Source organism: Paenibacillus plantarum (genome assembly GCF_013141695.1).
Taxonomy (GTDB): Bacteria; Bacillota; Bacilli; order Paenibacillales; family NBRC-103111; genus Paenibacillus_E; species Paenibacillus_E plantarum.
Map to the genome: position 1 here is coordinate 100,841 of NZ_WHNY01000090.1, position 25,071 is coordinate 125,911.

At 47.2% G+C, this 25,071-nt stretch carries 21 protein-coding genes and 1 riboswitch; of the genes, 1 reads left to right on the forward strand and 20 read right to left on the reverse strand.

The window, feature by feature from the left end; genetic code table 11:
* Nucleotides 1–19: 19 nt before the first annotated feature.
* The 11 genes from purH to purE form a co-directional block, all read right to left on the reverse strand.
* The gene (purH, locus tag GC096_RS35660) at nucleotides 20–1,567 is read right to left on the reverse strand and encodes a bifunctional phosphoribosylaminoimidazolecarboxamide formyltransferase/IMP cyclohydrolase (RefSeq protein ID WP_171637547.1); all 1,548 of its coding nucleotides are present in this window, start codon (nucleotides 1,565–1,567) and stop codon (nucleotides 20–22) included.
* A 485-nt stretch (nucleotides 1,568–2,052) separates the two neighbouring features.
* Entirely contained in the window at nucleotides 2,053–2,664 is a 612-nt protein-coding gene (purN, locus tag GC096_RS35665) for a phosphoribosylglycinamide formyltransferase (protein ID WP_171637549.1), read from the reverse strand.
* Entirely contained in the window at nucleotides 2,664–3,704 is a 1,041-nt protein-coding gene (gene purM / locus GC096_RS35670; RefSeq protein ID WP_056612773.1) for a phosphoribosylformylglycinamidine cyclo-ligase, read from the reverse strand. Before purM ends, purN begins: the two co-directional genes overlap by 1 nt.
* Nucleotides 3,705–3,814: 110 nt before the next feature.
* Nucleotides 3,815–5,347, reverse strand: coding sequence for an amidophosphoribosyltransferase (purF, locus tag GC096_RS35675; protein ID WP_171637550.1), 1,533 nt, complete (start codon nucleotides 5,345–5,347; stop codon nucleotides 3,815–3,817).
* Nucleotides 5,332–7,575, reverse strand: coding sequence for a phosphoribosylformylglycinamidine synthase subunit PurL (gene purL / locus GC096_RS35680; protein ID WP_171637552.1), 2,244 nt, complete (start codon nucleotides 7,573–7,575; stop codon nucleotides 5,332–5,334). The genes purF and purL overlap by 16 nt, the downstream gene beginning before the upstream one ends.
* The gene (gene purQ, locus GC096_RS35685; protein WP_171637554.1) at nucleotides 7,553–8,248 is read right to left on the reverse strand and encodes a phosphoribosylformylglycinamidine synthase subunit PurQ; all 696 of its coding nucleotides are present in this window, start codon (nucleotides 8,246–8,248) and stop codon (nucleotides 7,553–7,555) included. The genes purL and purQ overlap by 23 nt, the downstream gene beginning before the upstream one ends.
* Before the next feature lie 32 nt (nucleotides 8,249–8,280).
* Nucleotides 8,281–8,520 (reverse strand): phosphoribosylformylglycinamidine synthase subunit PurS, encoded by a 240-nt coding sequence (purS, locus tag GC096_RS35690; RefSeq protein ID WP_065850552.1) that lies wholly within the window; start codon nucleotides 8,518–8,520, stop codon nucleotides 8,281–8,283.
* Between the two features lie 25 nt (nucleotides 8,521–8,545).
* Nucleotides 8,546–9,427, reverse strand: coding sequence for a phosphoribosylaminoimidazolesuccinocarboxamide synthase (locus GC096_RS35695; protein WP_171637629.1), 882 nt, complete (start codon nucleotides 9,425–9,427; stop codon nucleotides 8,546–8,548).
* A 69-nt stretch (nucleotides 9,428–9,496) separates the two neighbouring features.
* Complete coding sequence (gene purB / locus GC096_RS35700) at nucleotides 9,497–10,792, reverse strand: adenylosuccinate lyase (RefSeq protein WP_171637556.1); 1,296 nt, start codon at nucleotides 10,790–10,792, stop codon at nucleotides 9,497–9,499.
* Nucleotides 10,793–10,817: 25 nt separating this feature from the next.
* Nucleotides 10,818–11,990 (reverse strand): 5-(carboxyamino)imidazole ribonucleotide synthase, encoded by a 1,173-nt coding sequence (gene purK, locus GC096_RS35705; RefSeq protein ID WP_171637558.1) that lies wholly within the window; start codon nucleotides 11,988–11,990, stop codon nucleotides 10,818–10,820.
* Complete coding sequence (purE, locus tag GC096_RS35710) at nucleotides 11,987–12,475, reverse strand: 5-(carboxyamino)imidazole ribonucleotide mutase (protein WP_171637560.1); 489 nt, start codon at nucleotides 12,473–12,475, stop codon at nucleotides 11,987–11,989. Before purE ends, purK begins: the two co-directional genes overlap by 4 nt.
* Before the next feature lie 114 nt (nucleotides 12,476–12,589).
* Nucleotides 12,590–12,691: riboswitch (purine riboswitch) on the reverse strand.
* Nucleotides 12,692–13,016: 325 nt separating this feature from the next.
* On the opposite strand from purE, the gene GC096_RS35715 reads away from it, so the two are divergent.
* A complete protein-coding gene (locus GC096_RS35715) occupies nucleotides 13,017–13,577 on the forward strand; it encodes a YdeI/OmpD-associated family protein (protein ID WP_171637562.1) in 561 nt (186 codons plus the stop codon).
* Between the two features lie 16 nt (nucleotides 13,578–13,593).
* On the opposite strand, the gene GC096_RS35720 is transcribed toward GC096_RS35715, so the two are convergent.
* The 9 genes from GC096_RS35720 to GC096_RS35760 form a co-directional block, all read right to left on the reverse strand.
* Nucleotides 13,594–13,866, reverse strand: a complete 273-nt coding sequence (locus GC096_RS35720; protein ID WP_171637564.1) for a Fur family transcriptional regulator — start codon at nucleotides 13,864–13,866, stop codon at nucleotides 13,594–13,596.
* Nucleotides 13,867–14,176: 310 nt separating this feature from the next.
* Complete coding sequence (locus GC096_RS35725; protein ID WP_171637566.1) at nucleotides 14,177–15,148, reverse strand: pectinesterase family protein; 972 nt, start codon at nucleotides 15,146–15,148, stop codon at nucleotides 14,177–14,179.
* On the reverse strand, nucleotides 15,145–16,683 hold the full coding sequence (locus tag GC096_RS35730) for an ABC transporter substrate-binding protein (protein ID WP_171637568.1): 1,539 nt from the start codon (nucleotides 16,681–16,683) through the stop codon (nucleotides 15,145–15,147). The genes GC096_RS35725 and GC096_RS35730 overlap by 4 nt, the downstream gene beginning before the upstream one ends.
* Before the next feature lie 97 nt (nucleotides 16,684–16,780).
* The gene (locus tag GC096_RS35735; RefSeq protein ID WP_171637577.1) at nucleotides 16,781–18,409 is read right to left on the reverse strand and encodes an extracellular solute-binding protein; all 1,629 of its coding nucleotides are present in this window, start codon (nucleotides 18,407–18,409) and stop codon (nucleotides 16,781–16,783) included.
* Between the two features lie 55 nt (nucleotides 18,410–18,464).
* On the reverse strand, nucleotides 18,465–19,346 hold the full coding sequence (locus tag GC096_RS35740) for a carbohydrate ABC transporter permease (protein WP_171637579.1): 882 nt from the start codon (nucleotides 19,344–19,346) through the stop codon (nucleotides 18,465–18,467).
* A gap of 25 nt (nucleotides 19,347–19,371) precedes the next feature.
* On the reverse strand, nucleotides 19,372–20,289 hold the full coding sequence (locus tag GC096_RS35745; RefSeq protein WP_246303219.1) for an ABC transporter permease: 918 nt from the start codon (nucleotides 20,287–20,289) through the stop codon (nucleotides 19,372–19,374).
* A 157-nt stretch (nucleotides 20,290–20,446) separates the two neighbouring features.
* Nucleotides 20,447–22,198 carry a sensor histidine kinase gene (locus tag GC096_RS35750; RefSeq protein WP_171637581.1) on the reverse strand — a complete coding sequence of 584 codons (1,752 nt, stop codon included), beginning with the start codon at nucleotides 22,196–22,198 and terminating at the stop codon, nucleotides 20,447–20,449.
* A gap of 1 nt (nucleotide 22,199) precedes the next feature.
* Nucleotides 22,200–23,696 (reverse strand): response regulator transcription factor, encoded by a 1,497-nt coding sequence (locus GC096_RS35755; RefSeq protein ID WP_171637582.1) that lies wholly within the window; start codon nucleotides 23,694–23,696, stop codon nucleotides 22,200–22,202.
* Between the two features lie 424 nt (nucleotides 23,697–24,120).
* Nucleotides 24,121–25,059: a polyprenyl synthetase family protein gene (locus GC096_RS35760; RefSeq protein ID WP_171637584.1), complete on the reverse strand. Its 939-nt coding sequence runs from the start codon at nucleotides 25,057–25,059 to the stop codon at nucleotides 24,121–24,123.
* Nucleotides 25,060–25,071 lie beyond the last annotated feature (12 nt).

A 25,071-nucleotide genomic window follows, 5' to 3' on the forward strand; every position in this document is an offset into this window, starting at 1 on the left:
GTGAGCATTCTCAATTGTTTTAATGTTTAAAGTGACGAACGCCTGTCATCACCATTGCAATGCCGTTTTCGTTAGCAACGCGGATGGACTCTTCGTCTTTGATGGAGCCGCCTGGCTGAATCACCGCAGTGATGCCTGCTTTTGCTGCCATTTCGAGCGTATCGCCCATCGGGAAGAACGCATCGGACGAAAGGACGGAACCTTTGGACTTGTCGCCAGCTTGCTCGATTGCGATTTTCGCTGCGCCAACACGGTTCATTTGACCCGCGCCTACGCCAACTGTCATATCGTCAGCTACAAGTACGATCGCGTTAGATTTAACGTGCTTAACTACTTTCCATGCGAAAAGCAATTGCTTCATCTCTTCCGCTGTCGGTTGACGCTCGGAAACGACTTTCAGGTCGGCTTCTGTCAGTTGGTAAGCGTCGCTAGCTTGTACAAGCATGCCGCCTTCTACTGTTGTAATCACTGGCTGGGACTCACGACCAGCAATAGTATCCAAACCGGCTACTTTCAGTAGGCGGATGTTTTTCTTTTTAGCCAGAATCTCAAGTGCTTCTGGTGTAAAATCTGGCGCGATGACGATCTCCAAGAAGATCTCATGCAGCAATTGCGCTGTCGCTTCGTCGATCGCACGGTTCGCAGCCACGATACCACCGAAGATGGAAGTAGGGTCTGCATTGTACGCTTTCGTGTAAGCTTCAAGTACATTCGTACCGATACCTACGCCGCAAGGGTTCATGTGCTTAACTGCAACTACTGCAGGCTCACTGAACTCTTTTACAATTTGAAGAGCCGTGTTCGCATCATTAATATTGTTGTACGATAATTCTTTACCGTGTAATTGTTCAGCCGTTGTGATGTTGCCAGCAGCCGCATTCGGCGTGCGGTAAAACGCTGCGCTTTGGTGCGGGTTCTCGCCGTAGCGAAGCTCTTGCATTTTTTCATACGTTACTGTGTAACGCTCTGGGTAAGGCTCGCCCTGAAGGCCAGTCAAATAGTCACCAATCAAAGCATCGTAAGCGCCAGTGTGACGGAACACTTTTGCTGCAAGACGTTTGCGCGTCGCCAGCGTTGTATCGCCAGTCTCTTGGACTTCTTCCAACACTTTCGCATAGTCAGTCGTATCTACGATAACGGATACGAAAGCATGGTTTTTCGCTGCGGAACGAAGCATGGTAGGTCCACCGATATCGATGTTCTCGATCGCATCTTCGTAAGTCACGTCAGGCTTTGCAATCGTTTCTGCAAAAGGATACAAATTCACGACAACGAGATCAATATACTCAAGGCCAAGCTCTTTCATGCTTGCTTGGTGCTCTGCGTTGTCACGAACAGCCAAAAGTCCGCCATGCACGTTCGGGTGAAGTGTCTTCACGCGTCCGTCCATGATTTCCGGGAACCCTGTAACCTCGGAAATACCGATAACCGGTACCCCTTTATCCTTTAACAAACTAAGCGTACCACCTGTGGAAATGATCTCAACGCCTAGCTTCGACAGCTCGCTCGCGAATTCTACGATGCCCGTTTTATCGAAAACGGAAATCAGTGCTCTTTTGATTGCCACTATGCTTCCTCCTTAGGGAATGGAATTGTATGTGAATGGGTGAAAGATGTAAAAATGAGTACAAAGTTAAGCACAAAGATTAGTGCAAAAGTTCAATAATGAGTGCGAAAATGAAATCCCTCCGTAAGAGGTTTCAAGTTATTGAGCTACTCCAAGTTCCTCGACGAACAACGTTTATCCTAAGAAGCAACAGTTGCAGGAACGCCCACAAATTAAATCAGTCGGGGATATTCAACATCCCCGAGATCGGTTCAGTCCTTCACGACGCTGTAAGCGTGTTTTTCAACGTTACAGCTCGGTCAACAGCACTGTTCGGCTCGGCACGACGCTGTAAGCGCGTTTTTCACCGTTACAGCTCGAAGAACGGCTCGGTTCAGCTCTTCACGACGCTGTAAGCATGTTTTTCACCGTTACAGCTCGAAGAACAGCTCGATTCAGCCCTTCACGACGCTGTAAGCGTGTTTTTCACCGTTACAGCTCAAAACCTACAGCCGCACGCTAACCCTGCGGCCGTCCAAGCTCACGCGTCCCTCGCGCAGCCACCGCACAACCTGCGGCAGCAGCACGTGCTCAGCCGCGTGGATTCGCTCCGTGAGCGAATCTGCCGTCTCGTGCTCGTGGATTTCCACGGCACGCTGGGCAATGATCGGGCCGGAGTCCAGCCCGCCATCAACAAAATGCACCGTGACGCCTGTCTGCTTCACGCCATACTCAACCGCCTGTTCCACAGCGCGCACGCCGGGGAACGAAGGCAACAAAGATGGATGAATATTAATCATCCGCCCAAAGTAAGGCTCAACCAGCACATTCGTAATAATCCGCATGTACCCTGCCATCACCACCAGATCGACCTGGCGATCCTGCAGCTCTTTCAAGATCAGCGTCTCATACGCCTCACGGCTTTCGTACTCTTTCGGATTAAAAGCAAACACAGGCACTTTCGCTTCCTTGGCGCGCTCAACTACGAATGCTTTTGGGCGGTCACAGACAAGAAGCTCGATGCTAACATCAAGCTTCCCCTTCTGTACCTGATCCACAATAGCCTGGAAGTTCGAACCGCTGCCTGAAGCCATAACCGCGATGCGATAAGGCTGCATTACACGTCAGCTCCTTGGAACGTAACTACACGCTCGCCTTCTGTAACAACACCTAAACGGTAAGCTTTCTCGCCTTGCGCTTCTGCTGCAGCAATCGCTTTCTCTGCATCGTCAGCTGCTACGATGACAACCATCCCGATTCCCATGTTGAACGTACGGAACATATCATTGTTTGTGATGTTACCTACACGCTGCATCAAAGAGAAAATCGGAAGGATCGGCCATGATCCATATTGGATATCCACGTTCACGCCATCAGGCAGAACCCGCGGAATATTTTCGATGAAACCGCCGCCTGTGATATGCGCCATACCTTTGATCGCTACGTCTTCCAACATAGCTAGAACTGGCTTCACATACAGCTTCGTTGGCTCAAGCAACACGTTACCAAGCTTGTCGCCAAGCTCTTCTACATGCCCTTGAAGGGTATATCCGTTATCTTCTAGCAAAAGCTTACGCACAAGCGAGAACCCGTTACTGTGCACACCGCTCGAAGCTAGTCCTAGCACGACATCTCCAGGACGGATCGTTGTTCCGTCGATGATCTTTTTCTTGTCGACGATTCCAACCGTAAAGCCAGCAATGTCATACTCCCCTTGTGCATACATGCCTGGCATTTCCGCCGTTTCACCACCGATTAGTGAGCAACCAGATTGCGCACAACCGTCGGCGATCCCTTTAATAATCGCTTCAATTTTCTCTGGAATGACTTTGTCACAAGCGAGATAGTCTAGGAAGAACAATGGCTCTGCGCCTTGAACGATAATATCATTCACACACATCGCAACTGCGTCGATCCCAATCGTATCATGCTTATCCATGGCAAAAGCGATCTTCAGCTTCGTGCCTACGCCGTCCGTACCCGATACGAGTACAGGCTCCTCATACTTGTCTTTGTTCAAGCTGAACAGCCCGCCGAAGCCACCGAGATCTGTTAACACTTCAGGACGGAATGTCCGTTTAACGTGCTTTTTCATCCGTTCTACTGCTTCGTTCCCCGCCGCGATATCGACGCCAGCCTTTTTATAAGCATCCGACACTGACCAACACTCCTTAGTTTGTCTATATATGGGGGAGGTCGCTAGACCCCCGTTTTCTCTCTTTTACTCTTAGCTGAATCCGTGACGTGAAGCCGTCACAGAATCATCTGTTAGTCACACGCACAGCCAACCTTCGTCACATCAACGATTTCCGTCGGATAGCTGTTATCGAAACAAGCTGTACAATATCCGCTTTCTTTGCCTGCGGAACCTTGACCGATTGAATCCAACAAGCCATCCTTCGTTAGAAAATGAAGTGAATCCGCGTTGATCGCCTTGCGAATCTCTTCGATCGAATTCATCGCCGCGATAAGCTCTTTGCGGTCAGGCGTATCAATCCCGTAGTAACAAGGGTTCATAAAAGGCGGCGAAGAAATCCGCACATGAACCTCCGTTGCTCCTGCTTCACGAAGCAGGTTGACGATGCGTAAGGACGTTGTCCCACGAACGATGGAGTCATCGATCATGACGACACGCTTGCCTTCGACCACTTTGCGAACAGCGCTCAGCTTCATTTTAACACCTTGCTCACGAAGCTCTTGGCTTGGAATGATGAACGTACGGCCTGTGTAGCGGTTCTTGATCAGACCCAGCTCATAAGGAATCCCCGTTTGTTCCGCAAAACCGATCGCAGCTGAAATACTGGAATCCGGCACGCCGGTTACGATATCCGCATCCACGAAAGCTTCCATCGCTAGTCGTTTACCCATCCGTTTACGAGCGGAGTGAATATTGACCGTGTCAATGTCGCTGTCTGGACGAGCAAAGTAGATGTATTCCATCGCACAAATCGCGCGCTTGCTGCCTTCTGCAAAACGTTCCGAACGGAAGCCATCACGATCAATCACGATGATCTCGCCAGGTTGTACATCACGGAAATAGGTTGCCCCAACCGCATCAAATGCACAAGTCTCCGACGCGAACAAGTAGGAATCACCGAGACGACCGATCATGAACGGACGTAAGCCGTTGGGATCAAGGGCAGCAATCAATTTATCTTTGGTGATAATAAGGAAGGCGAATCCGCCGATGACTTGATTCATCGCATCTTTCACTGCATCAACGATATCATCATGCTCCGAGCGAGCAATCAAATGCGCCATAACTTCGGTATCACTTGTTGTTTGGAAAATGGAACCCTTACGCTCCAGCTCACGCTTGATAATGTTGGCATTATCAAGGTTTCCGTTCGTCGCAATCGCTAGATCGCCCTCGCGGTATTTGAACACGAGCGGTTGTGCATTCGCCAGTTTGCTTTCACCTGCTGTTGAATAACGAACATGAGCGATAGCTGTTGAACCCGTAAGTGGATGCAAATTATCATTTGTAAAAACTTCCTTCGCAAGTCCCATCCCACGGTAATAGTTGAATTTGCCTTCATCGACTGTACAAATGCCGGCACTTTCCTGTCCACGATGCTGAAGGGCATGCAGCCCGTAATAACATAGGGAGGAAGCGTCGGGATGACCATACACCCCGAACACCCCGCACTCTTCATTCAGCTTGTCGAACAATCCGCCTTGGCCGCCAATACCTTCGTTGTAATAATCGCCTGTCCAAAGCTCATGCTGCCCATTCTCAAGTTGTTCAAATGGTGCCACAGGAAGCTTTAGGGCCTTGGATTGTTTCACGCCATTAGACATGGAATCGCATCCTTCCAGACTTTCGCCAGCTCGTTGACAGGAGACTGGAGACGCTGTTCGTCATTGATTTTGATTGTCAAATTCGAGCCTGTTACTTTTCCGATTTCTTGATAAGGTACACCTTGGGAAGCGATCCAATGCTTAAGGGCATCGGCTTTTTCTGGTGTAGCGCTAAGTACGATACGGGATTGCGTTTCACTGAACAATGCGAAATCTGGACGAAGATCGGACGCTACATTAACCTCTGCGCCGATATTTCCGCTGATACAGCTTTCTGCTAGCGCTACAGCCAATCCGCCTTCAGACAAGTCATGCGCAGAAGCAACAAGACCTTCTTGAATCGCTTTGAGAACTGCGTTTTGCAGGCGTTTCTCAGTAGCCAAGTCCAACTCAGGAGGACGGCCTTCTGTTACACCATGAATTACATATTGGAACTCACTGCCGCCGAGCTCAGCTTTCGTCTCGCCTAGCAGGATAATGATGTCGCCTTCGTTTTTGAAGTTTTGTGTCGTGATGTGGTCGATGTCATGAACAAGACCAACCATTCCGATAACCGGAGTTGGGTAGATTGCCCCTTTGGAGTTCTCGTTATAAAGCGAGACGTTACCGCCGATAACCGGCGTATCCAAGAAGCGGCAAGCTTCTGCCATACCGTCTGTGGATTTCTCCAACTGCCAGAAGATTTCCGGCTTGTCAGGGGAACCAAAGTTCAGGTTGTCCGTCACAGCAAGAGGCTCAGCGCCGGAACAAACTACGTTACGTGCTGCTTCGGAAACCGCGATACGTCCGCCCACTTCCGGATCCAGGTACACGTAGCGTCCGTTACAATCCGTTGTCATCGCAAGACCTTTGCGCGTGCCGCGGATGGTTACTACTGCTGCGTCTGAACCTGGACGCACAGCTGTTTCTGTACGAACCATGTAGTCATACTGGTTGTAAACCCATTCTTTGCTCGCTACCGTCGGGGACGCGAGTACGGATTTCAGCGCTTCCGTCAACTTCGTTACCTCTGGGTAACGTGTTGTATCGATCGCTGCGCTTGCTTCGTAATAAGCCGGCACTTTGCTTGGCTTATTGTAAACCGGGCACTCGTCAACGAGTGCGCCAACAGGCATGTTCGCCACGACTTCACCGTGGTGAATTAGCTTCAAGAAACCGTCGTCAGTAACCTTACCGACTTTCGCGCAGTGCAAGCCCCAACGTTCGAAGATGCCTTTCGCTTGCGCTTCATCCTTCGGCTCAACAACGAAAAGCATACGCTCTTGGGACTCCGACAACATCATTTCATATGCTGTCATGCCTTCTTCGCGTTGTGGAACTTCATCCAGGTACAGCTCCATGCCGTTACCTGCTTTACTTGCCATCTCAGCGCTGGAACATGTTAGTCCGGCTGCGCCCATATCTTGAATTCCTAGCACGATGCCGGAATCGATTAACTCTAAACAAGCTTCTAGAACTAGCTTTTCCATGAACGGATCGCCAACTTGTACCGCTGGGCGCTTCGCTTCGGATTCAGCTGTCAATTCCTCGGATGCAAAAGTCGCACCGTGGATACCGTCGCGGCCTGTTGCTGGGCCTACGTAGAACACTGGGTTGCCTACACCTTTGGCAACACCGCGTTGAATCATGTCGTGGTCAATCAGACCCACGCACATGGCGTTAACGAGCGGGTTCCCCTCGTAGCTCTCGTCGAACATCACTTCGCCGCCAACTGTCGGGATCCCGATACAGTTACCGTATCCAGCGATACCGGAGACAACGTTCTCGAACAAGTACTTCACGCGATCGTTTTCCAATTTACCGAAACGCAAGGAGTTCAATAACGCCACTGGGCGTGCGCCCATGGAGAAAATATCACGAATAATACCGCCCACGCCTGTCGCCGCGCCTTGGTAAGGCTCGATTGCGGAGGGGTGGTTATGACTTTCAATTTTGAAAACAACCGCTTGGTTGTCCCCGATATCTACAATCCCTGCACCTTCACCAGGTCCCATCAGAACGCGAGGTCCTGTAACTGGGAATTTGCGAAGAACAGGTTTGGAATTTTTGTAAGAACAATGCTCGGACCACATTACGCTGAATACGCCGATTTCTACGTAGTTTGGAGTACGTCCAAGGAAACCGCAAATCTTAGCAAACTCCTCGTCGGTTACACCCATTTGCTTATAAATCTTCTGTTCCGCGATTTGTTCCGGGGATGGTTCCTTAGCGGATAGCTGCTGCGTCATGTTTTTCCCTCCAAGCACTTAGAATTGATGTGAACATTTTCTTACCGTCTGCGGAGCCTAGAATCTCATGAATGGCACGCTCTGGATGGGGCATCATACCCACGACATTCCCTGCTTTGTTGCTGATACCTGCGATATCGTCAAGTGATCCGTTCGGGTTGTTGCCCGCTTCATAACGGAACACGATTTGGTTGTTTTCTTGCAGTTCTTGGAGCGTAGCTTCGTCGCAATAGTAGTTGCCTTCACCGTGTGCGATCGGAATGTTGATTAATTCACCTTCGGCATAATCACGCGTGAACGCCGTTGTGTTGTTCTCAACTTTCAGAACCGCTTGATGACAGCGGAATTTCATGCCGTTATTGCGCAGCAATGCGCCTGGCAGCAAACGAGCTTCCGTCAACACTTGGAATCCGTTACAAATACCTAGAATGTATTTGCCTTCTTCCGCAGCTTTCACGACAGCTTTCATCACGTTCGTAAACTGAGCAATCGCTCCACAACGCAGGTAATCCCCGTAAGAGAATCCTCCTGGTACTAGGATACAATCGTATTTGGACAAGTCGCCGTCCGTATGCCATACATAGTCAACAGGTTGACCAATCGTGTCTTCAATCGCTTTGTACAAGTCGATATCGCAATTCGATCCCGGGAACACAAGAACCGCAAAATTCATGACGTTTTCCTCCTCCGATTAACTTGTGTCTATTACACCAATTCGTAGCGGTAGTCTTCGATAACTGTGTTCGCAAGCAACTTCTCGCACATTGCTTTCACGCGTGTTTCTGCTTCAGCTCTGTCTGTTGTACCAAGTTCAAGCTCCAAGTATTTACCTATGCGCACTTTGCCAACTTCTTCGAAGCCCATGGAGTGAAGTGCTCCTTGTACTGCCGTTCCTTGCACGTCCAATACGTTCTGCTTAATTGTTACATAAACTGTTGCTTTCATCGTGAAATCGCTCCTCAGCGTTATTTTAGTCAACCAAGCGGTGCAAAATTTCTTTATATCGGTTCGAAGTCTCTTCCACAACAGCTGCTGGAAGCTCGTCCGGTTCACTGTTTTTATCCCAACCTGATCCCGCTAAATACGTGCGGACAGGCTCTTTGTCCATGGAATCGATCTCGATATCCAAGGCATATTTCTCTTGTGACCAATAACGGGAAGAATCCGGCGTAAAGATCTCATCAATAATAATAAGTTCACCCGCATAAAAACCGAATTCAAACTTCGTATCGGCCAAAATAATGCCTTTTTGCTCGCACATGCTATGCGCCAGTGTGTACAGCATGATACTGCGCTCTTGCAAGGCATATGTCAGGTCTTCACCAACAAGCTCGATCATTTGTTCAATGGAAATGTCCTCATCGTGACCCACATCATTTTTCGCCGCAGGTGTGAAAATCGGATCGTTCAAACGCTCGTTCTTGCGCAAGCCTTCAGGCAATTTGCGGCCATTGATTTCGCCAGTACTTGCGTACTGTCTCCAGCCATTCCCTGTAATGTAGCCACGTACCACGCACTCGATGGAGATGCGCTCTGCCTTTTTCGCCACGATGATACGCTCTTTCAGAAGCTCTCGATCCGCAGCACTTGGAATAATGGCATGAAGCTTCTCAACATCCGTGTGGATGATGTGATTGTTCATATAACCGCTAGTAATGCCAAACCAGTACTTGCTCAAAGCATTAAGCACATACCCTTTATCTGGAACGCCAGGCTTCAAGATGTAATCAAAAGCCGAAATCCGATCCGTTACCACGATCAAAAAGCTATCGCCAAGATCATACAGCTCACGTACTTTGCCTTTGTGCACGAGAGGTGCATTAATCATTTCCTCAGCTGTATCTACGATCACGCTTGTGTTTGCCACGAATTCCACACCCTTTCCCCTTCACAATCTATCTGTTCATTCACTCACTATCTTCTACTTCAAACCAAGACGATCAAAGATCGTGCTTACATGTTTCAAATGCCAGCTCGGATCGAAGCAATCTGCGATTTCTTCTGGACTTAATACTTCTGTGATTACCGATGCATTCTCAACGATTTCGCGGAAGGAGCGTTGCTCTTCCCATGCTTGCATCGCTCTCGGCTGTACCGTATCGTACGCTTGCTCACGAGCAAAACCTTTGTCGATCAGCTTTGTCATCACGCGGCCGGAGAAAGGAACATCGTACGTGCTGCGCATGTTGCGTTTCATGTTCTCTGGGAACACCGTTAGGTTCTTGATGATGTTGCCAAGACGGTTCAACATGTAGTTCAACAATTGCGTCGCATCTGGCAAAATAATACGTTCAACCGAGGAGTGCGAAATGTCGCGTTCATGCCAAAGCGTTACGTTCTCGTAAGCGGACACCATGTGTCCACGAATCACGCGGGATAGACCGGAAATGCTCTCGCAACCGATTGGGTTACGTTTGTGCGGCATTGCGGAGGAACCTTTTTGACCCTTAGCAAACGGCTCTTCAACTTCGCGGAACTCACTCTTCTGAAGTGCACGAATTTCCGTTGCAAATTTGTCTAGGGATGTTGCTACCAATGCTAATGTCGCCATGTATTCAGCGTGACGGTCACGTTGCAATGTTTGTGTGGAGATTGGAGCTGCTTTCGTACCTAACTTGCCGCAAACATATTCTTCAACGAAAGGATCGATGTTCGCATAGGTACCAACTGCTCCTGAGATTTTACCGAATTGCACGCCATCAGCTGCAAAGCGGAAACGCTCCAGGTTACGCTTCATTTCCTCGTACCATAGTGCCATTTTCAAACCAAACGTCGTTGGCTCTGCGTGAACACCATGCGTTCTGCCCATCATCGCTGTATCTCTGTGTTCGATCGCTTTATTGCGAAGGATTTCGATGAAGTTCTGGATGTCTTTGTCCAAAATTTCGTTCGCTTGGCGCAATAAGTAACCAAGTGCTGTATCCACAACGTCTGTGGACGTTAAGCCGTAGTGAACCCATTTGCGCTCAGGCCCTAATGTCTCGGAAACCGCTCTTGTGAAGGCGATCACGTCATGGCGCGTCTCTTGCTCGATTTCATAAATACGATCGATGTTGAAGCTTGCTTTCTCACGCAATACCTTAACATCTTCTTTAGGAATGACACCTAGTTCTGACCAAGCTTCGCAAGAAAGAATTTCAACTTCCAGCCAAGCGTTAAATTTATTTTCTTCTGTCCAAATGCGTGCCATTTCGGGGCGTGTATAACGTTCAATCATTTTCCGTTCCTCCAATGAGTTTCATTTACTTACTTTCCCAAATGCCTGTCTGTTCTATCCAAGTCAATGCTTTCTCAACATCGTCTGTTAAAAGGTTGATATGACCCATCTTGCGTTTCTCTTTCGCTTCCTTCTTGCCGTACAAATGAAGCTTGGCAGAGACGCCTAGTTGTTCATTCTCCAAGAAGCCTGGCTCAGCAAGATGATCATGAAGGGGAGCTATGTGCTCACCAAGCAAATTGACCATGACCACTGGTGTTATTAGTTCCGTTGAACCAAGAGGCAAGTTGCAAATCGCGCGTACGTGCTGCTCGAACTGTGAGGTCCGGCAAGCTTCCATCGTGTAATGCCCGGAATTATGCGGGCGTGGCGCAAGCTCATTCACATATAGCCCGCCATCCTTCGTTAGGAATAACTCAACCGCAATGAGCCCGATGACACCGAGCGACTCTGCGATGCGAATCGCGAGTTCTTCGGCTGCCTTCTGCACGGGCACAGGAATACGTGCCGGCACGATGGATTCGTGCAGAATATTATGTACATGTATATTTTCAGCAGCAGGAAATGCCTTTACCTCGCCGCGTGGACTTCTAGCTGCAATAACGGATAATTCCTTGTCAAAATGAATGAATTGTTCGAGAACCAGCTCGGTTTTGGCGCGGCTTAACGTTTCATAAGCTTCGGCGACTTCATCTAAAGAGCGAAGCACCCACTGCCCTTTCCCGTCATAACCGCCGGTAGCTGTTTTGAGTACGCATGGCGTACCGAATCGCTCGGCTGCTTCCCGCAGCTCCGCCTCGCTCGTGATCTCCGCATAAGGCGCTACTGGAACGCCTGCTGCTTCAATCGCTCTTTTCTCGCGAAGACGGTGCTGGGTCGTGTATAAAAGATGACTGCCTTGTGGAACATAGGACTCTTCCATCAAGATGTTGGTGACGTGTGCGTCGACGTTTTCGAATTCGTACGTGATCACGTCCGATCGTGCGGCAAGCCTTCTTGCTGCCTCCACGTCGTCGAAATTCGCTTGAATCTGATCCGCGACTTGGCCGCAAGGTGCGTCCTCTGTCGGATCGAGCGTTACGAAGCGATACCCCATGTTGCGTCCGGCTAGCGTAAGCATGCGCCCTAATTGCCCGCCGCCAAGGATCCCGATTGTGCCTCCTGGCTGGATCACCTTACCGCTGGAAGTGTCACTCATAGGTTGTCACTGCTTTCTAGCACCGTTTGCGTGATACGCGCGCGGCGTGCTTTCACTCTCGCTTGGATCTCTGGATCAAAAGCGCCCAGAATCTGCGCAGCGAGCAAGCCTGCATTCGTTGCACCTGCATGGCCGATAGCCACTGTAGCAACTGGAATGCCGCCTGGCATTTGCACAATAGAGAGCAAAGAGTCCATGCCGTTCAACGTGGACGTTTTGACTGGAACACCAATAACCGGAAGCTCAGTTTTGGCTGCTACCATTCCTGGTAAATGCGCCGCACCGCCTGCTCCGGCAATAATGACTTGTAGCCCACGTTCGATAGCCGATGCTGCATATTCGAACATCAGATCTGGCGTTCTATGCGCAGAGACAACCTTCTTCTCATACGCCACACCTAGTTCGTCCAACATATCACAAGCATGCTTCATCGTTTCCCAATCCGACTGGCTTCCCATAATTACACCAACACGTACCGTCGTCATCTTAAACCCACTTTCGTCACCTTTATAATAAAAAATGCCCAGAGCTAGAATTCACGATTCTATACGCTGGACAGCAAAAGAACCGAATGCAAAAAGACCATCATTTCCTATGGTTCCCCTCATTCGCTTCCTCGTAGTCCAAAAATTCATGGTTTTTGGGTAGATACTTCCAGGCCTTATTCCTGATTTTATACGAGTTGATTCGACATTTTCAATTAGTGCGGCTTCATTTCCCGCTTTCCTAGTTTACTACCAACTAACGTGCCATGTCAATTTGAAAAAACGAACGATTTTCTCTTATTTCTTTTAAATAGTTCGCTTTTTAGGCACATTTTCTAGCTTTTACCTGTTCATGAGGAAAGATGCGTTTCTCAACATCGGTATAGGAGATCTCCGTTAATCTCAAATTTCAAAATCACTTATATGATGCGCATACATATTTTTCGACATGGCTTCATTCTTATGTAAAAACAACAAACACACTGACATACAGCTGTCAGTGCGTTTGGTTATAATGATAATCAGAGGTGACTAGAAAATCATGATCATTGATAAAATCGTGAAAGTAAACACAAGACAAGATTGGCGAAATTGGTTAAGTGATCATCACAGCACGGAAGATTATTGTTGGTTAGTTCCTACAGGGCGACATTCCGAAAATTACTTAGATGCTGTTGAAGAAGCCTTATGTTTCGGCTGGATTGATAGTACCATTAAAAAATTAGATGACACACAAACAGCGCACCGATATTCGCCAAGGAAAAAGAAGAGTAACTGGACAGAGCTCAATAAAGAACGCGTCAGAAGATTAGATAAATTAGGCCTCATGACAGAAGCAGGATATCGTGTATTACCAGATATGAACAACGCATCTTTCACCATACATGAAGATATTTTAGCGCAATTACGTCAGGATGAGGTGCTATATCGGCATTTTCAATCCTTGCCAGAGCTATATGTTAGAGTCAAAATCGACAATATTCAGTCTGTACGCCACGATGAAACGTTGTATCAGAATCGATTAACTAAGTTTATTGAACAGACCCGTTTGAATACCTTATATGGACAATGGCATGATAACGGCCGACTTATTGCGTACTAATCCGCAAGGGAATCACTTACGAGCAAATAGCCGCTTCATATCGTAAGGAAGCTCCGCCAATCTTCAACTCATTCACTAATCCCAGCTGTTTAAAAACATGCAGAGAGCTGTTAACTGTCATTGCGTTCAGATGCGGATATTCACCGACCATCGCCTCGCAAATGTCTTTCACCGCCACGTAACTTTCCTGCGCATAAAGATACGTTAGTAACGCTTGCCGCTGCGGGGTTAACGTGATATTCCTTGCCCGCATCCGCTGTAAAGCTTGATTCAGATCATGTTTGACCATTAGGGTAACCTCCTCTTTCATTGGTGGGGACTATGTCTTAATTTAATTATAATTATTATAATATAATATTTATTATAATTTCAATGAGAATGACTGTCAATAACCTTATTTATATGCCATATATCACCAAAATCCACATCCTCGAACTGCCGCTCCTTAACGCAGTCGCCACTGCTACTAGCTACTCCTGCTCTGGGTCGCAATAACTCAGCACCACACCAAAGTTACGGAACGTAGTTCCCTTTCGCAGCACCGTGGCACGCCTACGAAGAAAAACCGCCAGGAGCGATCCTCCTGACGGTCACAAGCTTTATTCACCTATTCGCGATGGATCCCATCCATCGTCACCTGCAAGAACTCGCCGGGCTGTCAGCTCCCCCGCCTCGCTTACCGTCAACTCCCGTGCCCACTCCGCGCGCCCGCTAGTTACGGCTCCAGGGCCTACGCTCCCAAACTCTATGTACCTTACTTCATCTATTGGTTCCTGTTCATTCCATCGATCCCAACCCGCAGCCTTAATATGCGGCCCTACCCAGCAATCTACGAACGCGGTCTTAGCATAATTCCGCCACGGTCTCCCTAAACTAACAGACTGTTCTGGCGCATCTCCGGTTAGCTTACACCTGAGAAATACATACCCATATGGAACCTCCTCTGGGGTAGAGGCAGCTGTGATCCAGCCGCGTCCCAAGGAGACAATCTCACACTCCTGAAACACAGCTGTGGCCGAACCAAAGATAAAATCAACATCCCCCTCCACATAGCAGCGTTCGTAATACTGCCTCACCGGACGTTTCGGTGCATCTTCCCTTGGACCGCCAAAGGTGCCGCGATCTCGCGGTTTAGGTGGCAATGGCCCTGTGAACAGCGTGTCCTGATGCCCGAGGAATCGGCAATCGCGAAAGACAACGCAGTCCCCATCGACATAGGCAGCCAAGGCTTGCCCCACGATGTCCCCGCTTCCCGCTGTATTCTCGAAGGTGATCCCCTCCACCGTCATATGATCTCCGCCTAGGTAAGCCGTGTAAGAATGAAACGTGTGGTACGGTTCTCCGTTTGGAAATACCTTTTTCGCGTGGTCATCATAGGAGATAACGGTCGTTTCCGCCCCTTCGCCAACCAACGTAATCCAAGGCTTATCGATATATAACTTCTCTTTATAAACACCACTTTTAATGTGAATGGTTGTCGGCTCTCTCCTGCCCGCGGGTATATGATTTACTGCCTCTTGTATGCGAAAGAAGTCGCCGCTCCCATCTGCTGCAACGGTAACTGGAATCATGGTCTTTCACCCTTTCTACTAGCGTGGTAAGCATCAAATTGACGTTGAATTTCCGATATCACATGATTCATGCCAGCATCTTTTAATTTGGCTCTGAAGCTAGCCATCGTAGGTGTCCAATCCACTTTCGCATCATATAGAATCGGTAAATACTCCGTAATGATGACATTCAGCTGGGCAATCTCCGATTTAATTGGTGCCAGATCTGGCACAAAGCCGAGCGTCGGGGACACGATCGCTTCCTTATCCCAGTCCCGCAGCTCTTTGCTATAGGCAGGTGAGATATAGGTACTAAACCGAGCAAACCGAATATCATTCCAAGTCCAGCTGATCGGGTTATATTGATGCTCGGGCGCGATACCATCATAAACGATGGCTTCGTCTTTCAGCTTGTAATTCACATCCTTGATCCCATACGTGAAGAGATCGTAGTTCTCCTGGCTGCTTCTCAGCCAATTCAGGAAAGCAACAGACTCATTCACATGCTGACTTGTCGAAAATACCGAAAGAATATTATCAGCCCCGGTATATAAATACTTCGGCTTCTCTGGATGCAAATACACATTCTCCAGCTCTCCCGCTGGAAGCATGGCTTTGAACGCATCAATGCGCTCGGTTTGCTTCATAACAACGCTCCATGTTGCCGCCACTTTACCTGAGTTAAAAGCAAGCTCGGGATCTGGATACTTCGAGGTATCCGACGGCCCATAGGGAATGTAGCCCTTCTCTTGCCACTCATGCATCTTCCCCATGATATGAAGGAAAAAATCAGACTCATAAGTATCTCTGACCTTCAGCTGAGGATCCGCCGGGTCAATATACACAGGAGCATTCAAGTAACCTCCCGCAAAAAAAGCGACATCCCCATATTCTCGAAGCAAGAAACGGCCTGTATCGTAAAAATAGGGCGTAATCGTCGGTTCTTTTTGATGAATCGTCTCCAAGTACGTATCCATATCGGCCACCGTTCTAATCTCCGGTAAACCGTATTTCTTTCTCAGATCGCCTCTAATCTGCACGAAGCTCTGAAACTCAGCAATTGGCATTACGCGAGGAATCCCATAGATATGACCATTAATCGTTACACCTTGAAAAGCGTAATCCGGTGTACTAGCAACTATACTATGACCATAATCGCGAAGAGCATCATCCAAGGGCGCTAGTACTTTCTTCGATACTAAATCTGCGATATTCGAATACGCCGATAAAGCAATATCATAAGGCTCCCCGCTAGCCGCATTCAGCCACAGCTTATTCCAGTACTGATCATACGGAATATACGTAAATTCGAGCTTGATCGGCAAGCCATCCTTGGCTAGCTTGTTCTCAACGGCTTGGATAACTTCATCTTGGGCGGCTGGCTTCTCCAAAGGAAATAAGAGATGTAAGGTGGTTGGCGCTAGGCCTTGCCCCGCTTTGTTCGTGTGTGACGTTGCTGGTGTCAGCCCAGGATCTCCGCCCTTGCCAACTAGTATGAGCACAACAATCGACGTACAAATCACGATGAACAGCAGCATATAGGTGGATCTTTTCATCCTGAAACCGCCTTTTTGGATTCATCGCCGCAAATGGATAAACACAGCAGCCATTTCCGCGGCTGCTGTGTTGGTTACCCGAACGACAAATCGTTATTTATTTCTTACTGGCTGCGAGATAACGGTCATATTGCGCTTGTCTGCCTTTAATGACATCCTCAACGCCCATACTTTTCAACGACTTGATATAGCTATCGAATTTATCCAGGCTTTCTTTGCCGGTAATAAATTTAATATTCATTTCATTCACGTACGTCGTGATATCCGGCATCACCGTATTCTCTTTGTCAGCCTCAGCTTTCAGCGCGTATACGAATGGGAACGGTGCTTTGATATATTTCTCCATCTCTTTATCAATCTTAGCATGCCACGGTGCTACCAGTACATCCGTTGCATCGACGGATTGCTCGATCGGCAAATTCGTTGGATTGATACCGAATTTCTGAATGAAATCATTATCTTTGCCTTTCTCCGTGAATTGTTTCTTACCATCAACCACATCATACGTTTGTCCTTTCAGTCCCCACACATACATCTCTTTGGATTCTTCACTGCTCGCATAATCCAAGAATTTGAACGCCAGCTCAGGATCCTTGGCATTCTTGGAAACGCCGAATATACCTGTAATCGGGTTCCTTCCAATATAGAATTGATCACCATGCGGCCCTTTGAATGGGGCGATCCCTTTAATTAGCGGCTGTGAAGGATCGTAATCCTTGAACAGCTTGCTATACACCATCGAGGTATACCAACTAAAGTTAAATGTAGCACCTGTTATGTTTTGCGAGAATTTCGAAGTAATCTGATCTGCCGTGACACTGGCGAAATCTGATTCTAATAATCCCTCTTTGTACAAACTATTTAAGTAGGTTAAATATTCCTTATAGTTCGGCTCATAGTACGAATAATGCACCTTGCCGTCCTTGTCTGCATAGAAGTTATTGGCTAAATCCAATCCGAATACCGGTCCAAAGGCATTCGCGAGCTGATTAGGCGCTACCGAGAATGGGATTTCATCCTGCTTGCCATTGCCATTCGGATCATTCGCTTTGAACTTACGAAGCATATCCGTGAATTCATCAAGCGTCTTTGGATCCTGTAATCCCAGCTTATCTAACCATCTCTGGTTCACCATAAACGTAGGCATATAGTTCTTCGTCACAGCCAGCTGCGGTAAATAGTAGATCTTCCCGTCTGGCGTCGTTAAGCTGGCTTTTAACGCAGGGAATTTCTCGAACAACTTCTTGATGTTTACGCCATATTTATCGATATAATCGTTCAAAGGTTTGAACAATCCGCCTTGAATATTTTTCATCGTCTGATCCTGATCCAGCTGATAGATCACATCGGGAAGATCGGCCCCCGCAGCAAGTCGCGGGCTAATCGCATCCTGATAGGTCGACGGCGGAAGCAGCTCCCAATTAACCGTAATACCTGCCCGCTTACTCAACTCTTGGACGATCGGAGCTTGGTTCAGATCCACATTGTTCGTCCATGCGTTTGTGGCTAGAATTTTGAGCGATCCCGCTTTATCGGTGATTGGCCCTGTGCCTGTGTAATTGAAGCCCGCTGGCGCAGCAGCAGCACTCGCATCTGGTTTCAGCGTTGCCGCTGCGGAGCTAGCCGTAGGCTCTGAGCTCCCCTCACTTGTACAACCTGCAGCTACCATAGCGAATAAAGCGGTAATCAGAGACAAACTTGCCGTTGTTTTGAGTGTTTTTTTCATATACGAACCCTCCCTTAATATATAAAGCCCACTTATCTATCCAGCAAGAGTATCGCTACCCTTTGACTGCACCTAACGTGATACCACGAACAAAATACTTCTGAATGAACGGATAGATCGTAATAATCGGTAAAATGCTGACAACGATCGAAACATAACGAACCTGCAGCGTTGAAACAGCAAGTGCTTTAGCCGCTGTCTCTCCCCCCATTTTCTGCATAATCTCAGGTGAGGCCATGATAAGCACTCTTCGCAGGAAAATCTGCAGAGGCTGGAGCTCCGACTTCCCGAGATACAGCAGAGCATTGAAGAAATCGTTCCAATGGGCGACGGCATAGTAGAGAGTTAGTACCGCTAACGTCGGTTTTGTAAGCGGTATCGCAATCCGGAACAGTAAGGTGAAATCCTTGGCGCCATCCATATTGGCGCTCTCAAATATCTCATTCGGAATCGCCTCGAAGGCTGATCGCAAGATCATGACGTTAAAGGTGCTTACAAGAACGGGCAGAATCATCGCCCACCTGGTGTTATAGAGACCTAATTCCGTAATCACCATATAAAGAGGAATCAACCCGCCAGAGAAATACATCGTGAAGGCGATGTAGAAATTGAGTTTTCTTCGAAGGAAGAACGACTTTCGCGAAAGCGGATAGGCCGCTAAGCACGTGGCCACTAGATTAAAGATCGTCCCCACAACTGTATACCAAATGGTGTTGTAGTAAGACTTCCACAACTCAGAATAACCGAGCACCATTTTATACCCATCAAAATTCAGATCAACAGGTAAGAACGTAACTAACTTATTGTCTATCGCTTCTACGGAGCTCATAGAGATGCTCACGACATAAATAAAGGGATATAAGGTCACAACAATCGCTAGCGCGACAAGACTGTACACGATGACATAAAAGCTCCGGTCCGTCCATGATTTAACCATGAAGGCCTCCTTTCTTAAGTCGCGGCTACCACAACGACATATCGTTCACACGACGACTTGCTTGGTTGGCCACATATACTAAGATGAAACTGATAATGGAATTGAATAATCCGACTGCTGTAGCAAAGCCAAAGTTCTGTGACTCGATCCCTTGCCTGTATACATAGGTTGAGATCACATCAGCCGTTTCGTATGTGGCACCGTTGTAGAGCAGATACACCTTCTCAAAATTCACACTCATAATGCCGCCGATGGAGAGTAGAAACAGAATCACAATCGTTGGCTTCAAGCTTGGCAGGGTAAGATGCCACACCTCTTGAAATTTGTTAACGCCATCAATCTTCCCTGAATCGTACATTTCTTGATCGATCCCCATAATAGCCGCGATGTAGATAATGGAGCTAAAACCGAAGCTTTGCCAGATACCTGACGCCGTGAAAATAGATCGGAACCATTCGGGCGCCATCATGAAATTAATTTTGGCCATGCCCATCGAAGCCAGGAACGTATTCACAATACCATCTGTCGGAGACAGGAAGTTAATGATCATTCCCGCGATCACAACCGTTGAGATAAAGTGCGGCAGGTAGGTCACCGTTTGGGCAAAACGCTTGAAGAGGCCATTCTTAATTTCAACTACGCATATGGCAAAAAGGATCGGGATCGAGAATCCGATGACTAGCGGATAGAACGCAAGCAGGAAGGTGTTCCTCAGCAGTCGCCAGAAATAACGAGAATGGACGAACTGGTCCAGCCACTTAAGCCCTACCCAATCGCCTCCAAATACACCATGGCCCGGTGTAAAGTTTTTGAATGCAATGAGGATCCCCGGCATCGGCAAGTAACAAAATATGAAATAATACAGAAACACCGGTAAAAACATCAGCAACAGCAGTTTATCTCTGCGTATCAGCTTAATGAGCAGCGGTTTCTTATCCCCCAATAACTCCAACTCCTTTCAATCAATCATCCAATAAGGTAATTTTAGCGCATGACTGACTTTGCAAATATCCAACATTTTTGCGATATGTAACACTTTTTTACGTAAAAAAACACCCATTCAGCCCGGACGTCTTCACGCCGACTTCATAGGTGTTTCCTCATCTAGTACGATCATCTTCCTTGGAATACCCCTCCGCCGTATAGGCAGGAAAGTTCAGAAATACGCTGGTGCCGTGCCCAAGTTCACTATCAATACGCAAGCCATAGCTTTGACCAAAGCGAATCTGGATGCGATCATGCACATTTTTCAACCCGTACCCGACCGAGCTCAATTGAATAACCTCTTCTGCCAGTTCCTTACTCATCCCTGGTCCGTTGTCTGCGATGCAGAACTCCAGATCATCTCCCGACCTGTACCCTCGCAGGGTGATACAGCCGCGTCCACTCCCCTTACGGAGCTTATCAATACCATGCTCTAGCGCATTTTCCAAAATCGGCTGAAAAATAAGATTAATCATGTCATATCGCAATAATGCTTCATCTACTTCACAAATGAAATCAAAGCGATAATTGTGCATGATACTTTGGATATGCATATAATCTTTGGCATTCTCCAATTCATTTCGGACAGGGATGAAATCTCTCCCTTTATTGAGAACCGTTCGATAGAAGCGTGAAACGGTATTCGTGATCTGACTAATTTCCATCGCATCAATCTCTAAAGCCTTCCAATTAATAATTGACAAGGTGTTATATAGAAAATGCGGATTGATCTGTGTCTGCAGCGCCTTGAGTTCCGCCTCTTTCTGCGTGATCTTACTTTGATACACTTCTTCGATCAAGGTGTTAATATTCACAAGCATATTGCCGAACCGATTCGTCAATTGGCCAATTTCATCTCTAGACTGACTTGATACGTCAATCTTCAGGTTCCCGTTTTCGACGATCATCATCTTCTTATTGAGCTTAATAATACGTTTGACGAAGGTGTTGGAGAACATCCAGATGATGAGCAGCAGTCCAGCCAAACAAACCAAGACAATCAAGGCTGTCGCACTGACAATGCTCCTTGCATCCACCGAAATCCCGCTTTTAGGCGTAAAATAAACGAGCTTCCATCCCGGCTCCGCCATATCCGCTGTGATGTACATGTAATCTGTTGCCTGCATCGAAAATGAACCGATTCGCTCCATTAACTGGGAGGAAGGCAGCGAGGCGATTGGCATCTCTGCACTCATCTTCATGTTTTTAGATAGAATTTGATTGCCCTCTTTATCTAAAATCAAAATCCCATAGGCTTTCGTTTGGATATCATCCAAGCCTTGAAACAAACTATCGGCATCGATGCTCAGGAACAACACCGCGGGTGTCTTCCCTACCTGCACGCCCTCTTCACTTACGAACGGTCTTGTAGCGAAGAGCTTACCATTCTTAATGTTCCATTGTGTTTCTTTCGAATGCTTCTGCTGACTCGCCCACTTTAGATCCGATGTTAATTCCAGCGGCAGAATATATTCGCCACGCAGAATAGACTGATTCTCGGTAAACACCGATATTTGTAAGATATCATGATTAAAATCAAGAATATTACTGAAGAACGGATCCACATAATCCCGATACAAAACAGGAAAATCACCGTCATTACTAATAAAGATGCGCTTAAATACAACATTCTGTGTGATCGAATTAATGATCGCTTCATGTTGCTTCGCGCGATAGTTAATCGTCTCGGCGATTTGACTAATCGACCCATCCAAATTCTGTTTCGCTTGTTGAAGCAGGAATGAGCTAGCTTGGTGATAGGAAAACATCCCCAATACGACAACCGGAATAATGGAAACGACCATGTAGGAGATAAAAAGCTTCTGCTTAAATCTTAGGTTTTGGAAATAAGCTAGGAAAGTTCGCATATCAGCTCGTTCCTTCTCGGAATTTGGCCGGACTTTGCCCATGAACTTGTTTAAATGTTTTGCAGAAATACGACGTATTCATATAGCCAACTTGCTGACTAATGTCCGCAATCGTTAGATGCGTTTCCCGCAGCAAAGCCTCCGCCTTATGCATCCGAATGGTTGTTAGATATTTAACAAACGTTTGCCCTACTTCCCGCTTAAACAGGTAGCTCACATAGGTCTGTGTAAGAAACACCTTCTCTGCAATCCATTGCAAGCTGATATCCGATGTGTAGTTATCTTCAATCAGTTTCCGGATGTCCTTGATCACTTTCTTACTGAATTCCGGATTATGAACATCCGTATTGCCGTCCAGCAAACCGAGAACAGTTTGAATTTGCGCTTTCAGCTCGGCTAAGGACTTACACCCGAATATGGCCTCCACAATCGACTTAAAGGCGTGGACGTCCGTTTTGCCAGCCGTTTCCCCTATTTTCTTAGCCAACTCCGTACACATATACTTCACATAAATCGCAGAATGTTGCCCGCTCCCGTCAATCGTCTTAAAGAATAGCTCAACACCTTGGCGTAGGCCGAACTCATCCTTGACTTCTAAATGCCAATAAAGAGTTTCCATCAGCTTAGGGATAGTGCTCGCTATTTCTTCTTGCCCTTGGCTTTCATCCGTATACAGCACTGTGCTTTCATGAAAGAAAAATTTATAGTCCAGCACATTCTCCATAAGCTTAAACTCGGGAGCCAACTCATCTCCCGTATTGATTAGCCTGGAAATGACCATCGTAAAGGTTTCGTTGTAGGCATCCGCAATGCTTGCTTTCAACTTGCTGCCTAACGACTCCTGATCTTCCTTACGCACCGTGTGATCCCATCGCACACAAACTAAGCTCTGACTTTCATTCAAATTCACATAATCGAATGGCGCACGAATGACGGATTGAAGCCTCTCTGGAAGCAAGTCGTGCTCAACATCAAAGACCGATGAACTGTAGTCGATCAGAATCAATTGAATGGACATCTGACTAAAATGAAGCCCGATGAGATCTAACTTGCGAGAGAGCGATGAAGAAGCTTGCGCAGCATGAAGGATCTCTAAGAAGAGTTCTTCCTTCTCTTGTTCCTGATCCTTATGACAGAGGGCAATGACCTCATGAAAGGCTCTTTGGAAATCACTCACATCGATGGGCTTGAGCAGATACGACGAGATTTGATAGTGAATCGCTCTTTGTGCATACTCAAACTCCCCATATGCGCTGAAAATAATAATTTTCAACTCCGGGAATTGCGCCCGTGCCCGCTCACATAACGTAAGGCCATCCATAAATGGCATCTTGATGTCCGTTAATACAATATCGATGGGATGCGAAGCTAGCATCTCCAACGCTTCTTCACCATTCTCAGCTTCCAACACAGCTAGGGGCAGGTTATATTTATGGATTAATCGCTTAATCCCTTCTCTTTCAATATGCTCGTCATCCACGATGAGGATCTGAAACATGCGCTTCCTCCATTCCAAGGCCCGCTCCTATAGTGCGAAACCAACTCCATCTAAATTCTATCAGAAGACCGCTTCCGATTAAAATTCAACATTTTTGCGATCCATATCATATTTTTATGGAGTACTCGAGATCTCGGCGCTCGGGTGTTGTTAGGGGAGTTTGTTGGTTTTGAGAGGCTAGTGCGCCAGAGATTTTCATTAACTGGAAAATGTACAGCTATTTACGAGAAATTTCATCATAAACGGGATTTAGCTGTGAAATATGTAGTTAAAATCACTCATTTTGTTTATATAGGTAAAAACTTGTAAAATTAAATGTATATTTTCCATTTAATCTGCGTTGGACTGATAAATCCAAATATTTAACTACATAAAATCCATTTATTCGCCTGGGGTTCAGGAGATATTAAGAAAAGAGCAGGCGCTATGCCTGCTCCACTTCAACACCCAGCTTTATGAAATTGCCCCACGTCAGTGTCCGAAACTCTTCCTTCCATGGCGACAACGCTGGCAGCTCTGCCCATATCTCCTCCGCTTTCTGCGTGCACACGCTTTGAACGATGCGCGCATACTCCAAGCAGCCGGAGTCCTGAATCAACTGTTTCACGTCATCTTCCTTTTCTGCAAAAAGTTCAGCCGTGATCTCCCCCCTGTAGTAAGCCTTCACGGGTGAGAACTCTTCATCTTCAATAGAGAGTAGATACAGGATGGGCAGCGTCCGCTTCTTCGCCATGAGGTCACTTTTCTCATCATAGCGTACGAGATCCCGCACATCATTCTGAATCTGGTGGAGAAGTCCCACACAATCGGCGATCTGATGCAGCTGCTCTATTGTTCCCTCTGCACAGGCTGTATCGGAATAGCCTAGGAAGCAAGCAAGACGGAATAACGAACCCGATTTCTCTTGCGTCATCCATAAATATTCATCAACGGTGGAAACCGCATTAATCACATCTTTATGCTGGCCATTAATCGATCTAGCAATGATTTTGCTAATTTCAACCAGCATCGTTCCGCTGGCATTGATCCTGCCCAATTCACCTATCATACCGATCAGTAGCGCCAATACAGCATTCAACGCACTCGCCGTGTCCACGCGCATCCAAGGCTTACTTTCGCTGTCCTGATCCTGCAGATCATCGACGATATCCAGGATAAGAACAACTAACTCCGTTAATGCCGCTCGGCGATAGATATCAGGCGAACTCCCACCAAGCATAGCGTGTGTGCACAACGTGACTTTGGACCAAGACAGACTCGAGGTCTCGTTATCTGACATACATGATCTCAGCAGCATTTTCAAATCCTCATCAAACATATAATCATCCATCATCCGTGCCATGTGCTGCTGAATGTCCTGCATGCGAAGCGCCTA

Coding starts and splice junctions, on each gene's coding strand:
- purN (WP_171637549.1), bottom strand. CDS start 2,664: ATGCAGCCTTATCGCATCGCGGTTATGGCTTCAGGCAGCGGTTCGAAC.
- purF (WP_171637550.1), bottom strand. CDS start 5,347: ATGTCTAATGGCGTGAAACAATCCAAGGCCCTAAAGCTTCCTGTGGCA.
- purL (WP_171637552.1), bottom strand. CDS start 7,575: ATGACGCAGCAGCTATCCGCTAAGGAACCATCCCCGGAACAAATCGCG.
- purQ (WP_171637554.1), bottom strand. CDS start 8,248: ATGAATTTTGCGGTTCTTGTGTTCCCGGGATCGAATTGCGATATCGAC.
- purS (WP_065850552.1), bottom strand. CDS start 8,520: ATGAAAGCAACAGTTTATGTAACAATTAAGCAGAACGTATTGGACGTG.
- purB (WP_171637556.1), bottom strand. CDS start 10,792: ATGATTGAACGTTATACACGCCCCGAAATGGCACGCATTTGGACAGAA.
- purK (WP_171637558.1), bottom strand. CDS start 11,990: ATGAGTGACACTTCCAGCGGTAAGGTGATCCAGCCAGGAGGCACAATC.
- purE (WP_171637560.1), bottom strand. CDS start 12,475: ATGACGACGGTACGTGTTGGTGTAATTATGGGAAGCCAGTCGGATTGG.
- GC096_RS35715 (WP_171637562.1), top strand. CDS start 13,017: ATGATCATTGATAAAATCGTGAAAGTAAACACAAGACAAGATTGGCGA.
- GC096_RS35720 (WP_171637564.1), bottom strand. CDS start 13,866: ATGGTCAAACATGATCTGAATCAAGCTTTACAGCGGATGCGGGCAAGG.
- GC096_RS35725 (WP_171637566.1), bottom strand. CDS start 15,148: ATGATTCCAGTTACCGTTGCAGCAGATGGGAGCGGCGACTTCTTTCGC.
- GC096_RS35730 (WP_171637568.1), bottom strand. CDS start 16,683: ATGAAAAGATCCACCTATATGCTGCTGTTCATCGTGATTTGTACGTCG.
- GC096_RS35735 (WP_171637577.1), bottom strand. CDS start 18,409: ATGAAAAAAACACTCAAAACAACGGCAAGTTTGTCTCTGATTACCGCT.
- GC096_RS35740 (WP_171637579.1), bottom strand. CDS start 19,346: ATGGTTAAATCATGGACGGACCGGAGCTTTTATGTCATCGTGTACAGT.
- GC096_RS35750 (WP_171637581.1), bottom strand. CDS start 22,198: ATGCGAACTTTCCTAGCTTATTTCCAAAACCTAAGATTTAAGCAGAAG.
- GC096_RS35755 (WP_171637582.1), bottom strand. CDS start 23,696: ATGTTTCAGATCCTCATCGTGGATGACGAGCATATTGAAAGAGAAGGG.
- GC096_RS35760 (WP_171637584.1), bottom strand. CDS start 25,059: ATGCAGGACATTCAGCAGCACATGGCACGGATGATGGATGATTATATG.